11 protein-coding genes are annotated in these 13,133 nt (G+C 63.7%); 5 read left to right on the top strand and 6 right to left on the bottom strand.

Annotation, left to right across the window (positions count from 1 at the left end; genetic code table 11):
- Positions 1-2 precede the first annotated feature (2 nt).
- From A6D6_RS05010 to cynS, 6 genes are all read right to left on the bottom strand, one after another.
- The gene (locus tag A6D6_RS05010) at positions 3-1,553 is read right to left on the bottom strand and encodes an acyl-CoA synthetase (protein WP_159660112.1); all 1,551 of its coding nucleotides are present in this window, start codon (positions 1,551-1,553) and stop codon (positions 3-5) included.
- 217 nt (positions 1,554-1,770) lie between these two features.
- Positions 1,771-3,273: a tripartite tricarboxylate transporter permease gene (locus A6D6_RS05005; RefSeq protein ID WP_159660111.1), complete on the bottom strand. Its 1,503-nt coding sequence runs from the start codon at positions 3,271-3,273 to the stop codon at positions 1,771-1,773.
- A 9-nt stretch (positions 3,274-3,282) separates the two neighbouring features.
- Positions 3,283-3,732, bottom strand: coding sequence for a tripartite tricarboxylate transporter TctB family protein (locus A6D6_RS05000; protein ID WP_159660110.1), 450 nt, complete (start codon positions 3,730-3,732; stop codon positions 3,283-3,285).
- 29 nt (positions 3,733-3,761) lie between these two features.
- Positions 3,762-4,712: a tripartite tricarboxylate transporter substrate binding protein gene (locus A6D6_RS04995; RefSeq protein ID WP_159660109.1), complete on the bottom strand. Its 951-nt coding sequence runs from the start codon at positions 4,710-4,712 to the stop codon at positions 3,762-3,764.
- Between the two features lie 103 nt (positions 4,713-4,815).
- The gene (locus tag A6D6_RS04990) at positions 4,816-5,796 is read right to left on the bottom strand and encodes a LysR family transcriptional regulator (RefSeq protein ID WP_159660108.1); all 981 of its coding nucleotides are present in this window, start codon (positions 5,794-5,796) and stop codon (positions 4,816-4,818) included.
- Between the two features lie 151 nt (positions 5,797-5,947).
- On the bottom strand, positions 5,948-6,388 hold the full coding sequence (cynS, locus tag A6D6_RS04985) for a cyanase (protein WP_133490293.1): 441 nt from the start codon (positions 6,386-6,388) through the stop codon (positions 5,948-5,950).
- 297 nt (positions 6,389-6,685) lie between these two features.
- Here cynS and lnt point away from each other — a divergent pair, with 297 nt between their 5' ends.
- From lnt to A6D6_RS04960, 5 genes are all read left to right on the top strand, one after another.
- Positions 6,686-8,155, top strand: coding sequence for an apolipoprotein N-acyltransferase (gene lnt, locus A6D6_RS04980; protein WP_159660107.1), 1,470 nt, complete (start codon positions 6,686-6,688; stop codon positions 8,153-8,155).
- Positions 8,156-8,251: 96 nt separating this feature from the next.
- Positions 8,252-8,635: a nuclear transport factor 2 family protein gene (locus A6D6_RS04975; protein ID WP_159660106.1), complete on the top strand. Its 384-nt coding sequence runs from the start codon at positions 8,252-8,254 to the stop codon at positions 8,633-8,635.
- Between the two features lie 110 nt (positions 8,636-8,745).
- Positions 8,746-9,612 (top strand): MBL fold metallo-hydrolase, encoded by an 867-nt coding sequence (locus A6D6_RS04970; protein WP_133490290.1) that lies wholly within the window; start codon positions 8,746-8,748, stop codon positions 9,610-9,612.
- Positions 9,613-9,633: 21 nt separating this feature from the next.
- Positions 9,634-11,307 carry a bifunctional protein tyrosine phosphatase family protein/NAD(P)/FAD-dependent oxidoreductase gene (locus A6D6_RS04965; protein WP_159660105.1) on the top strand — a complete coding sequence of 558 codons (1,674 nt, stop codon included), beginning with the start codon at positions 9,634-9,636 and terminating at the stop codon, positions 11,305-11,307.
- A gap of 28 nt (positions 11,308-11,335) precedes the next feature.
- On the top strand, positions 11,336-13,090 hold the full coding sequence (locus tag A6D6_RS04960; protein ID WP_159660104.1) for a SulP family inorganic anion transporter: 1,755 nt from the start codon (positions 11,336-11,338) through the stop codon (positions 13,088-13,090).
- Positions 13,091-13,133 lie beyond the last annotated feature (43 nt).

The following is a 13,133-nucleotide window of genomic DNA, read 5'->3' as shown; positions in this document are numbered from 1 at the left end:
GATCAGCCGACCTGGCGGTCGTGATCCTTCCAGAAGGTGTCGCGCACCAGGCGACGGGCCACCTTGCCGTTGGGGTTCTTGGGAAGTTCATCGACAAAACGCACATGCCGAGGCTTCTTGAAACTGGCCAGGTGCTCGGCGCAGTAGTCGACCAGCGTGCTTTCGTCCGCCGTCTCGCCGGGCCGGCACACCACGAAGGCAATCACCTGCTCCCCCCACTCCGGGTCCGGCGCGCCGACCACGCAGCACTCCGCCACCGCTGGATGGCGGAACAGCACCGTTTCGATTTCCGCCGGGTAGATGTTGAAGCCACCGGAAATGATCATGTCCTTCTTGCGATCGATGATGTACAGAAAGCCTTCCTCGTCCCGGCGCGCCACGTCGCCGGTGTGGTACCAGCCGTCCTTGACCACTTCCTCGGTGAGGTCCGGGGCGTTCCAGTAGCCCTGCATCACGTCCGGCCCGCGCACCAGGATTTCACCGGCCTCGCCGTCCGGCAGCGGGTTGCCGTCGTCGTCGGCGATGATCACCTCGGACTCGCCATAGGGGCGGCCACAGGAACCGAGCAGCTCCGGCTTGTCCTTCAGGCCGCGCAGGTGGTCTTCCAGGGTGAGGATGGAAATGGTCGAGGTGGTCTCGCCGGCGCCGTAGCCCTGGGTGAAGATCGGGCCGAACACGTCCATGGCTTCGCGCAGCCGTGACGGCGCCATGGGCGCCGCGCCATAGGTGATGCGGCGCAGGCTGGAAAGGTCGTAATCGGCGGCCAGACCGCTGTCGATCAGCCGGTACAGCATGGTGGGCACGGCGAAGAAGCGCGTGATGCGCTCGCGCTGAATGGTGGCGAACAACTCGGCGATGTCGAAACGGTCGATCAGGTAGTTGCAGCCACCGGTGGTCAGTGTCGGCATGATCTGCATGCCGCTGGCGTGGGTCACCGGGCCAACATGGCCAAGCACCTCGTCCTGGGCGAAGCGGCCTTCCGGCAGCATCAGCGATTTGCGCACCAACGCCAGCCGGTTATTGAACGTCTGCACCGCCGCCTTCAGGCGACCGGATGAACCGGAGGTGTAATGCAGCACCGCCGGCGCATCCGGGTCCACCCGCACCGACGGCAGCGCGGCGTCGCCCTTGGCCAGCAGCGCCTCGAAGCTCTCCGCGCCATCGGCGCCGATCACCACCACCTGCTCCACCACCGGCAGGTCGTCGCGACGTTCAAGAATCCCCGGGGCGTGTTCCGGCCCGACCATCAGCACCCGCGCCTGGGCGTCTTCCAGTACGTGCAGGGCTTCCTCGGTGGACAGACGCGCATTAAGAGGGGCCTTTACCAGCCCCGCCTTGTACAGCGCCACTTCCGCTTCCACCAGCTCGACGCGGTTGAGGCTGTAGAGGGCGACCCGGTCACCGGCCTCCAGGCCCAGCCCGAGCAATGCATTGGCGAGCCGGTTGGAGCGTTCTTCAAGCTGCCGGTAGCTGATCCGGCGATGACGGTCCGCCACCGCCGGACGGTCCGGCCAATAGCGTGCGCTGCGGGTCACCAGATGACCAAGGTTCACTGCCTTCTCCCTGTTCCTGTTATTCGAATGGCCGCGACAAACGGCGGCGAATCATTCAAAAATCATGGCCAAGGGCGAATGCATTGAAAAATATTATTTTATGATTCTTGCCATCACATTTCTTTTTAACAAAAGCGCGCTTTTTGTTTTCTTTTTTCAAAAAAAAAGGCCGGCCCATGCGAGACCGGCCAGCCCATAGGGAGACGGAAATCAGCGCTTATTTGATGATGGCCTCGGCTTTTCCGGCGCGGCGGTGCTGTCTCAGCAAACTGATCAAAACCACCACCGCCAGCACGATAAAGACGCAGGCAATGGGACGCTGCAAAAGGTACATCGGATCACCGTCGGCCATGATCATGGCCTGACCGAACGCTTCCTCGAACATGGGGCCGAGCACATAGCCGATAATGAAGGTGACGAACGAGAAATTCAGCATGCGCATAAAGAAGCCGGCCACCGCCATGCCCAGCAACAGCCAGGCGTCGAACAGGCTGTCGGCCACGATCACGCCGGTGATACACAGAACCACCACACAGGGAATGATGTAGGTGAGCGGAATGCGGATTACCCGGGCGAACAGGCCCATGGTGAACAAACCGGTGATCAGGTTGAGCAGATCACCGATCAGCATCACCGCGAACAGCGAGTAGACCAGCCGTGGCTGCTCGGAAAACAGCTGCGGCCCCGGTGTCAGACCGTGGATCAGAAAGGCGCCGAGAATGATCGCCGCCGCCACGTTGCCGGGAATGCCCAACGACAGCAGCGGAATAAAGTTGGCGCCCACCACCGAACTGTTGGCCGCTTCCGAGGCGGCCACGCCGCGAATCTCGCCTTTGCCGAAGCGCTCCGGGTTTTTCGAGGCGCGCTTGGCGGCGGTGTAACCGAGGAAGCCGGCGGCGCTGGAGCCGATCCCCGGGATCGCCCCGATCACGGTGCCGATCAGGGTGGAACGGAGAATGGTGGGCAGAATGGTACGGAAATCCTGCCAGGTGAAGGGCTCACCGGACTTTACCGATTCGCTGTTTTTCTGGTCCAGGCGCGGCAGGCTGTCGGAGAACACGATCTGGCGGAGAATCTCGCCCAGCGCCAGCACCCCGATGCCGGCGGCGGTGATGGAAATGCCGTCCATCAGCTCCGGAATACCGAAGGTGAGCCGCTCCGCGGCGGTGCTCTGATCCATGCCCACCAGGCTCATGAACAGGCCGAGGAAGGCGGCGATCAACCCCTTGATCATGGAGTTGCCCACCAGACCGGCGATGATCACCAGAGCCACCAGAATCACGGCGGCCATTTCCGGCGGCCCCATTTTCATGGCCACGATGGACAGCGGCGCGGCCACGAAGATCAGCACCAGATCACTGAGGGTGTCGCCGGTCACCGAGGAAAAGTGCGCCGCCCTCAGCGCTTTGCGCGCCTTGCCCTGCCGGGTCATGGGATAACCGTCGAAGGTACTGGCGGTGGCCTCCGGCGACCCCGGAGTATTCATCAGAATCGCGGACACCGCGCCGCCGATGGTGCCGCCCTTGTTGATACCGATCAGAAAACCCAGCGCCGCCACCGGACTCATATAAAAGGTGTAGGGCACGGCGATGGTGATGGCGATCAGCGAACCGACGCCAGGCGCGGCGGCGAACAGCTGACCGACCAATATACCCAGCAGGACGAACAGCACATTGCTCAGGGTGAAAGCGTCGGAGAAACCGGCGAGTATCGTTTCCATGGGAGTCTCCTAAGGCAGGGGCGTGCCCAGCACGCGATCGAACAGAACCCAGAGAAACAGGCTCCAGCCCACGGACGTCAGTACGATGGGCAGCCAGCGGCGTTCGCCCATCAGCAGCATCAACAACGCCACCGCCACCACCGCCGCCGCCAGAAAGCCGACCCATTGCATCAGCGCCAGCACCAGCGTCAGCACCGCCAGCACCACCACCAGCCGCTTCAGCGCCGCGCGGCTGACCGGAGCGGGCCGCTCCGCCAGCGCCCGATCGCGGGCGCTGAAGATCACCAGCGCCACGCCCAGCACCGTCACCGCGGTGGCGCACAGGTACGGGAAGGCCCGTGGCGACAAACCAAAGCCCAGACTCGGGCTGATGTGTTGTGGAATCAGATAGAACAGGGTGAAGAGGCCGGCCAGGGTGACAAGCACCCCCGCCGACAGATCCACGATCCGAGCGTTCATGACAGCTTTGCCTCGCGAAAACGCGGTGATTATTCGGAGAATTCGCGCTCGTTATCGGCGCTGCGGAGCTGGATAAAGCGGGTCAGTTTTTCCGCCGGCAGCACCACATTGGGGAACTTCATCTTTTCCTCGGCCAGGTTCGCCACGTCCTTGGAGGTGGCCGCCTTGCGAATCGCCGCCAGCAGCTTCTCGCGGACCGGCCCGGGGATGCCCTTGGGCGCCGCCAGCATGAAATAGCTGGTGTAGCTGCGGTCATAGCCTTGCTCACGAATGGTGGGCACATCCGGGGAGGTGCGCAGGCGTTCGCTGTTCATGGCCACGATCACCTTGACGCCCTGGTCGTTCAGATAGGCCTGGTGCACGCCGGCACTCCAGCCCACGTCCAGGTGGCGCCCCATCACATCGGTGATGATCTGACGCCCGCCCTTGATCGGCACGATACGAACGCGGATGTCTTCCTGCTTGGCCAGACGTTCCGCGAACTTGGTGGTAATCGGCGACAGCGAACCAAAGGTGAGGCCGCCCTGTTCGCGGGCATAGGCGAGCATCTCTTCCCAGGTGGAAAACGGCGCGCTGGCGCCGGCCACCAGAGCGTTCTGCAGCTCGGTGACGGTGGCCAGATAATCGAAGTCGTCGGGCTGGTAGGCGGTGCGCACGATGAACGGCAGCGCATCGAAGGTGGAATCCGAGGTGAAACCGATGGTGTAACCGTCCGCCGGGGCCCGCTGCAACAGGGTGGCCATCACCACGCCGCCGCCGCCGGCCTTGTTCTCCACCACCACCGGCTGACCCAGGTCTTGTTCCAGCGCCCGGGCCATCAATCGCGCCAGGGTGTCGGCGCCGCCACCGGCGGAAAAGCCCACCAGCAGCGTGATCGGTTTGGATGGCCAGTCGTCCGCCGTCGCCGACGGGGACATGGTCATCGCGGTCAGGGTGCACACCGCCAGAACGGCGGCTGCGCAGTGTCTTATTAGTCTCATTCTGCTCTCCACGGGCAGCTCGCCCAGTTTTCTTTTTGCACGGAGGGCCAAGGGCCCAAAACGTTCCAAGCAGAGTACGAGGGCCTCTCAGGAGAAAAAAATATTATTTCACGATATCTGACATCATATTTTTTAATGCCGGCATCTGCTCCTCGGGCAGCACCACCTCCGCCTGCCAGTCGCCCGCCCGGGCCGCCTCCACCATCAAGGCGATCAGCCCGTCGCGCACCCGCTCGGCCGGGCGCGACAGGGGACGCTTGCGCGGCCAGGCCACGGTCATCAAGCGCTGCACCAGAGGATTGACGATGCGCCGCGCCCGACGCGGATGGGTACGATTGTCCGGCAGCGGCATGGGCAGGTTGGCGATGATGCAGGCCATGCCCTGGTCCACCACCGAGGTCAACGTTTTCGGGCCGTTCTGCTCGAAGCGCAGGTTCAACTGGGCGCCAGCGGCCACCACGTGCTCATCGATCACACGGCGCATATTGTGGGTGCGGTCGCCGAGGATCAGCGGACGGCCCACCGCGTCCGCCAGATCGATATCGCCGGTTTCCGGCCCCACCAGTTCCGGCGCGCCGATCAGATAAAAGTACTCACGCAGCACCGGGATCGATTCCACGTCGTCCAGTTCCGCGGCGTTGGGGTTGACCCCCAGTTCCACCTTGCCGGTTTCCACCACATGACCGCTTTCCGAACTGAGCCCCTCGACGATGTGCAGCCGGATAAGCGGATAGTGTTCCTCCAGCCAGGCCAGCAGGCGCGGCGCCAGAAAGGGCGTCACCGTCACCGGCAGGGCGATGATCACCTCCCCGGCCGGTTCAGACTCCATGGAGGTTCTCAGGTCGTTCCGGGCGATCTCCAGTTGCCGCAGGATCAGACGGGCATGGTTAACCAGCCGCTGACCGTAAGGCGTGGGCGTGACACCACGATTGGTGCGCTCGAATAACTGAACGTTGAGTTCCCTCTCAAGACCGATGATTTGCTGGCTGAGTGCCGGTTGCACGATATTCAGACGGCTGGCGGCGGCGGAGAAGCTGCCTTCCTCGAACACCGCGACCAGCGCGCGAAGCTGCTTGAGATTCATGCGTCTTGTCTCTCAACGGGCCCCACCGGGCCCTTTCCGATCGCATTTAATGATGCACAAGCAGCTTATATACCATTTTTTTATGGCACGGCAAGGCGCCAACAAGGCCGGAGGCCGGTCAGGCCCTTTTCTCACCTGACCGCCCTCCCCGTCACCAATGCTTGTAGGGCAGGAATTTTCCGTTCATGGTCACCACCACACGGTCTCCCTTGGGGTCTTCCTGTTTGTCCACTTCCATGGTGAAGTCGATGGCGCTCATGATGCCGTCGCCGAATTTTTCCTGGATCACCTCTTTCAGCGTGGTGCCATAAACCCCCGCGATTTCGTAGAACCGGTAGATCAACGGGTCCGTCGGCACGGTCTGGTCCCAGATTTTTGTGGGAAACGCTTCCAATGCCCTGGCCACGCCCTGGTCCAGCCCCAGGTACTCGGTGATCGCCATGGCTTTTTCCGGCGGCGCGCCATTCATGCCAAGGCAGGCGGACGCCAGCCATACCGGCGACATCCCCAGGTCCTCGCCCATCTTTTCCCAGGTCAGTCCCCGCTTTGCCTTGGCGGTGACAATAAGGTCGGTCATTTGCTGTTTATCCACGGTATCTCTCCTGTCACGGCACACTCTCCTGCTAACAAGCCTCGGAAAAAACGTCATGCCGGACTCGATCCGGCATCTCCCGCTACGGAGTGATGCGCCCTCCAGAGGGGGATCCCGGGTCAAGCCCGGGATGACGAGGTGTTTTTCAAAGGTTCCCCAAGCGTTGCAAGCTCCATACCAACTCAGAGACAGGGCCCCATGGCGCAAGGCGATTAATTTGCGTATAACGTGGCCTCACTATGCTGGGGCCAACCGTTACGCCCTGTTTCCGAGTTCATTTGGGGATCGCCGACAACCATGCCCAACCTGCTGCTCGCCCTGATCGCGGGGCTACTGTTTCCCCTCGCCTTTGCCCCCTACGATCTGTGGCCACTGGTGCTGGTCAGCGCCGCTCTCGGTTATACCGCCCTGGTGCGGTCGCCAACTCCGGGGCGGGCCTTTGCCGCGGGTTGGCTGTATGGCGTCGGCATGTTCGGCTTTGGAATCAGTTGGCTGCACGTTTCAATGACCGATTACGGCTTCATGCCGTTATGGATGTCGATTCCATTCACCGCCGTGTTCGCCATGGGATTGGCCCTGTTTTATGGGCTGGCTTTCTGGTTCACCAAGCGGCGCGGCACCCGCGCCATGGTGTTCGCCGGCACCTGGCTGGTGCTGGACTGGGTGCGTGGCTGGCTGTTGACCGGGTTCCCCTGGCTCTATGCCGGTTACGCCGCCATCGATACGCCACTGGCCGGGTTGGCGCCGCTGGGCGGCGTCTGGGCCCTCACTCTGACGCTGGTGCTGGCCGCCGCCACCGTGGTGGATCTGGCCCGGCCACGGGTCAGCGCCGGAGCGGCCGTGGCGGTGGTACTGATTCTGGTGACGGCGGCCCTGCTGGCCGGCCGCCATGCCTTCACCCACCCTTCCGGTCCGTCGCAACAGGTGGCTCTGGTGCAGGGCAACATCCCGCAGGACCTGAAGTGGCTGGCCACCATGCGCGACGAGACCCAGAAGATCTACCACTCGCTTAGCGCCGATCTGCCGGAGGACACCCTGGTGATCTGGCCGGAGTCGGCGATGATCGAGTTCTATCAGGATATTCGCGGCTTCGTGGATGGCGAGGGCGAACGGATCGCCGCCAGGGGCGGTGCCCTGGTCAGTGGTTTGCCCTGGCGCGATGCCAGCACCTACCCACCGCGATACCACAACAGCGTGGCGGTGGTGGGCACCGGCCACGATGGTGTTTATCACAAGCAGAAGCTGGTTCCGTTCGGCGAATACGTGCCGCTGGAGGGCCTGATCCGCGGCTGGATTCCCTTCTTTGATCTGCCCATGTCCAGCTTCACGCCGGGCCGCCCCGCCCAGCCCAACCTGTTCGCCCTGGGTCAGGAGATCGCGCCGGCGATCTGCTACGAGATGCTCTATCCGGCCCAGGTGGCGGAGCGCACCGGCAATGCTGATGTGCTGCTGACCATCAGCAACGATGCCTGGTTCGGCCACTCCGCCGGACCCTTGCAGCATTTCCAGATGACCCGCATGCGCACCCTGGAAACCGGGCGCTGGCTGCTGCGCGGTACCAATAACGGTGTCACGGCGGTGGTCGACGCGCATGGCCGGGTACGTGACCGATTACCGCAATTCGAACGCGGCGTACTGATCAGCGAATATCAGCCGCGCCAGGGCCGCACTCCCTTCATGGTGGCCGGTGTCTGGCCCACGCTGCTGGTGGCCCTGGCCATGGCGGTGCTGGCTGGCGGGACGGGCCGCCGCAAAGGCACGTCCTGATCAGTACCGCGCAAACGGCCGTCATCTGTACCGTGACGGCCATTCCCGCCAGGCACCATACTCGGATTTCCCTGCTGATTACTGCCCGGAGGTTCCATGCCAGACCGTCTTACTCACGCTGATTTGCAATCACACGCCGACCACTGGATCGCCGCCTGGAACCGGGGGGATGTGGAAGCGGTCGTGTCCGCCTTCAGCGACGACGCGGTGTTCATCAGCGCGGTGGCCGAGCCCTACGTCGGCACCAGCCGTATTCAGGGCAAGGCGGCACTGCGCGATTACTGGGTAGCGGCATTGGCCGACCGGCCAGGTTTGCACTTCGAGCTGGTGGCCGCCATCTGTGACGAACCGGGCCAGCAATTGGTGGTGCATTACATCGCCAGCGCCAATGGCAAGCGGGCGTTCGCCTGTGAAATCATGCGTTTTGAGAACGGACGTCAGATCCACGGCGAGGCCCTTTATGGCGCCCCGGCATTATAACCGGCCTGAACCAATTATTCCCAAATAGAATAAGCATATAACTTATTTGACTTTCGCTTCCGTGCCCCCTATAACGGTGCCATCCCGCAACGTTTTGGATGGATAGGGTCATGGCCGGTCCGCAAGTGCAAAGTTTCTTCGACACCAACACCAACACCGTCAGCTATGTGGTGACCGACCCGGATACCCGGCACTGCGCAGTGGTGGATTCAGTGCTTGACTACGACCCGGCCGCCGGGCGCACCCGTTACGACAGCGCCCAGCGGCTGGTGGATTACGTGCGCGAGCACGACCTCACCGTGGAATGGCTGCTGGAGACTCACGTCCACGCCGATCACCTGTCGGCGGCACCCTGGATTCAGGAACAGGTGGGCGGCAAGCTCGCCATCGGTTCTCATATCCGGACGGTGCAAGACACCTTCGGCAAGATCTTCAACGCCGGTTCCGAATTCGCCCGTGACGGCGGCCAGTTCGATCACCTGTTCGAGGATGGCGAGCATTATCGGGTTGGTAATCTGGAAGCCGTGGCCCTGCACACCCCGGGCCATACTCCGGCCTGCATGAGTCACCGGATCGGCGACGCGGTATTCGTCGGCGACACTCTGTTCATGCCCGACTACGGCACCGCCCGTTGTGACTTCCCCGGCGGTGACGCCCGCACCCTGTACCAGTCGGTGCGCAAACTTTTGGAATTACCCGGCTCGACCCGCATGTTTTTGTGTCACGATTACCTGCCCGAGGGACGCGAGCAGTACCACTGGGAAACCACCGTGGAGGAGCAGCGGCGCGCCAACATCCATGTTCACGACGGGGTCAGTGAGGATCAGTTCGTCGCCATGCGCGAGAGCCGCGATGCCGGACTGGGTATGCCGCGCCTGATCCTGCCGTCGGTACAGGTCAACATGCGCGCCGGCCATCTGCCACCGGCGGAGGACAACGGCGTCCACTATCTGAAGATTCCACTGAATTCGATTTAAGAGACACGAGAGCGGAGCGCAATGAACGACTACAAGACTCTGACGCCGGCCATCTCGGTGGCCGGTCAGCTGCAGCCCGGGGATATGCAGGCCCTGGCCGAAGCCGGCTTTCACACCGTCATCAACAACCGCCCGGACGGTGAAGGCGAGGACCAGCCCGCCAGCGAGGCTCTGGCCGAAGCCGCCGCCGAAGCCGGCCTGCGATATTACTATTTGCCAATCACCCCGGGCGAAATCAGCGACGATCAGATCCAGCGCTTCGGACAACTGCTGGCGGACAATCGCGCGCCGGTCATGGCTTTCTGCCGCACCGGCAACCGCTCCAGCACACTGTGGGCACTATCGCAGTCCTCACGGCTGGACCCACAAACGGTGCTCGCCACCACCACCGCCGCCGGCTATGACCTGGAAAAACAGCGCTCCCGCCTGGAGCAACGCTGGCAGCAGGGGCAAGGCGCTGACGCCCCCCGCCGTTCACCGGCCAACGACTGGGATGTGCTGATCATCGGCGGTGGCGCCGGTGGACTGGCCGCCGCCGCCAGCCTGCTGAAGCGGCGTCCGTCCCTGAATGTCGCGGTGGTGGAACCGCGCGACACTCATTATTACCAGCCCGCCTGGACTTTGGTCGGCGCCGGCGCCTTCCGCCGCCGCGATACCGCCCGGCCGATGACCCAGGTGATGCCACGAGGCAGCAAATGGATCCGGGCCCGGGTCGCCGGTTTCGATCCGGAGCGCAACCAGGTGATCCTGGATGATGGCGACCGCCTCGGCTATCGCGCGCTGGTCGTCGCCCCCGGCCTGGAACTGGATCTGGACGCGGTGGAAGGCCTGCGCGACAGCCTCGGCCACAACGGCGTGACCAGTAACTACCTGTTCGAGCATGCGCCCTATACCTGGGAATGCGTGCAGAACCTGAAACATGGCCGCGCCCTGTTCACGCAACCGCCGATGCCCATCAAATGCGCCGGCGCGCCGCAAAAAGCCATGTACCTGTCCTGCCATCACTGGGAGCAACGCGGCGCGCTGCCAAATATCGACGTGCACTTCCACAATGCCGGCGAGGCGCTGTTCGGCGTCGCCGACTTCGTGCCGCCGTTGATGGAATACGTACAGCGCTACAGCGCCACTCTGAACTTCCGCAGCACCCTGAAAGCGGTGGACGCGGGCCATCGCAAAGCCTGGTTCGTGGACAAGGATCAGGACGGTAACGCACGGGAGCGGGAAGAGAGCTTTGACCTGTTGCACGTGACACCGCCACAAAAAGCGCCGGCGTTCGTCGCTGACAGCCCACTGGCCAACGGCAACGGCTGGGTCGATCTGGATCCGGCCACCCTGCAACATCCGCGCTTCGCCAATGTCTTCGCCCTTGGCGACGCGGCCGGCACCAGCAACGCCAAGACCGCCGCGGCGGTACGCAAACAGGCGCCGGTACTGGCCGGAAACCTGCTGTCGGTGCTCGACGGCCGGTCCCCCGGCGCCGCCTATGACGGCTACGGCGCCTGCCCGCTGACCGTGGAAAAAGGCAAGGTGATCCTGGCGGAATTCGGCTACCAGGGCGTACTGCAGCCCACTTTTCCGCTGGCCCCCACCCAGGCCCGCTCGCTGTATTGGTGGCTCAAGGCCAAGGCCATGCCGCGCATCTATTTCGACCTGATGCTGAAAGGCCACGAATGGCTCACCGGTCCAACCAAATGACCCTGCTCCATTACCGGGCTCACCAACGGTGAGTCCGGCCTCCCCTCGCCGCCGCCCGTCACTGCCGTCCTGGCTGCCGGCGTCACGCTGGCTGGCCGGCTATCAGCGCCGGGATCTGAGCGCCGATGGCCTGGCGGCGGTGATCGTCACCCTGATGCTGATCCCGCAGAGCCTGGCTTACGCGCTACTCGCCGGTGTTCCGGCGCAGATGGGGCTCTATGCCAGCATTCTGCCGCTGGTGGCCTACGCCCTGTTCGGCTCCAGTCGCACCCTGGCGGTGGGGCCGGTGGCGGTGATCTCATTGATGACCGCCGCGGCCGCCGGTCAGGTGGCCGGCGGTGACAGCGCCACTTTCCTGCTCGCCACCACGGTACTGGCGTTGCTCTCCGGGCTGATGCTGGTCGGCATGGGCCTGCTGCGTCTCGGCTGGGTGGCGAACCTGCTCAGTCATTCAGTGATCGGCGGTTTTATTTCCGCTTCCGGTCTGCTGATCGCCGCCAGCCAGCTCAAACATCTGCTGGGTATTCCCTTGCACGGTGACACACTGTGGGCTCTGGGGGGGGCCCTGGTGGCGCAAATCGGCCGGATTCAATGGACCACGGTGGTCCTCGGCCTGCTCACTCTGGCGTTCTTGTTCTGGGCCCGCTCCGGCCTGAAATCCCTGCTCGCCCGCACCCGTCTTTCCGCGTCGGCGGCGGACCTTGTCAGCAAGGCGGCGCCGGTGCTGGCGGTGATCCTCACCACCCTGGCGGTGGAAGGCCTGAATCTGCATCAGGCAGGCGTGGCCACGGTGGGCGCCATTCCCGGCGGTCTGCCGGATCTGAGTCTGCCTGCGTTCGATGCGGAACTGTGGCGGGCACTGCTGCTGCCGGCTTTGCTGATCAGCCTGATCGGCTTCGTCGAATCGGTGTCGGTGGCCCAGACCCTGGCCGCCAAGCGCCGTCAACGCATCGACAGCAACGCGGAACTGACCGGCCTGGGCATGGCCAACCTGGCTTCGGCGGTGAGCGGCGGTTTTCCGGTTACCGGCGGCTTCTCCCGCTCGGTGGTGAATTTCGATGCCGGCGCCCGCAGCCCCCTGGCTGGCATCCTCACCGCCGTGGGGATCGCCCTGACTGCCCTGTTCTTCACGCCCTGGTTCCAGGCTCTGCCGAAGGCCACCCTGGCCGCCACCATCATCGTCGCCGTGCTCAGCCTGGTGGACCTTGGCGCCCTGGCCCGCACCTGGCGCTATTCCCGCGCGGACGGCCTGGCCATGGCCGTGACCATGGCTGGTGTGCTGCTGATGGGCGTGGAAGTGGGCGTGATCGCCGGGGTGCTGTCGTCGCTGCTGTTGTTCCTGTGGCGCACCGGCCAGCCCCATGTGGCGGAATTGGGCCAGGTGCCCGGCACCGAGCATTTCCGCAATGTGCAGCGGCATCAGGTGCAAGTGTCCCCCTCCGTGCTGTCGCTGCGGGTGGACGAGTCTCTTTACTTCGCCAATGCCCGCCATCTGGAGGATCAGATCTACGACGGCGTGATGCAGCGTCCCCAGGTCCGCCACGTGGTACTGCTGTGCTCGGCGGTCAACCAGATCGACGCCAGCGCGCTGGACAGCCTGGAAAGCCTCAATCAACGGCTGGGGGACGCCGGTGTCACGCTGCATTTGTCCGAGGTCAAAGGCCCGGTGATGGATCGTTTGCGCCGCTCCCCCTTCCCGGAACACCTGCATGGCCGAATCTTTCTGACCCATTTCGACGCCTTGCGCACTCTGGACCCGGCGAGCCTCTCCCCGCCGTCCTAGCGATAAGTCTAATTCCCAGCGTCCAGGCCTGAGCGCATACTGG

Origin of the sequence: Alcanivorax xiamenensis, assembly GCF_009846745.1 — a bacterium.
Classification (GTDB): domain Bacteria; phylum Pseudomonadota; class Gammaproteobacteria; order Pseudomonadales; family Alcanivoracaceae; genus Alloalcanivorax; species Alloalcanivorax xiamenensis.
Note: the sequence above shows the minus strand (reverse complement) of the source record. Positions and strands in the feature narration are given on the sequence as shown.

Coding starts and splice junctions, on each gene's coding strand:
- A6D6_RS05000 (WP_159660110.1), bottom strand. CDS start 3,732: ATGAACGCTCGGATCGTGGATCTGTCGGCGGGGGTGCTTGTCACCCTG.
- A6D6_RS05005 (WP_159660111.1), bottom strand. CDS start 3,273: ATGGAAACGATACTCGCCGGTTTCTCCGACGCTTTCACCCTGAGCAAT.
- A6D6_RS04995 (WP_159660109.1), bottom strand. CDS start 4,712: ATGAGACTAATAAGACACTGCGCAGCCGCCGTTCTGGCGGTGTGCACC.
- A6D6_RS04965 (WP_159660105.1), top strand. CDS start 9,634: ATGAACGACTACAAGACTCTGACGCCGGCCATCTCGGTGGCCGGTCAG.
- lnt (WP_159660107.1), top strand. CDS start 6,686: ATGCCCAACCTGCTGCTCGCCCTGATCGCGGGGCTACTGTTTCCCCTC.
- A6D6_RS04975 (WP_159660106.1), top strand. CDS start 8,252: ATGCCAGACCGTCTTACTCACGCTGATTTGCAATCACACGCCGACCAC.
- A6D6_RS04970 (WP_133490290.1), top strand. CDS start 8,746: ATGGCCGGTCCGCAAGTGCAAAGTTTCTTCGACACCAACACCAACACC.
- A6D6_RS04990 (WP_159660108.1), bottom strand. CDS start 5,796: ATGAATCTCAAGCAGCTTCGCGCGCTGGTCGCGGTGTTCGAGGAAGGC.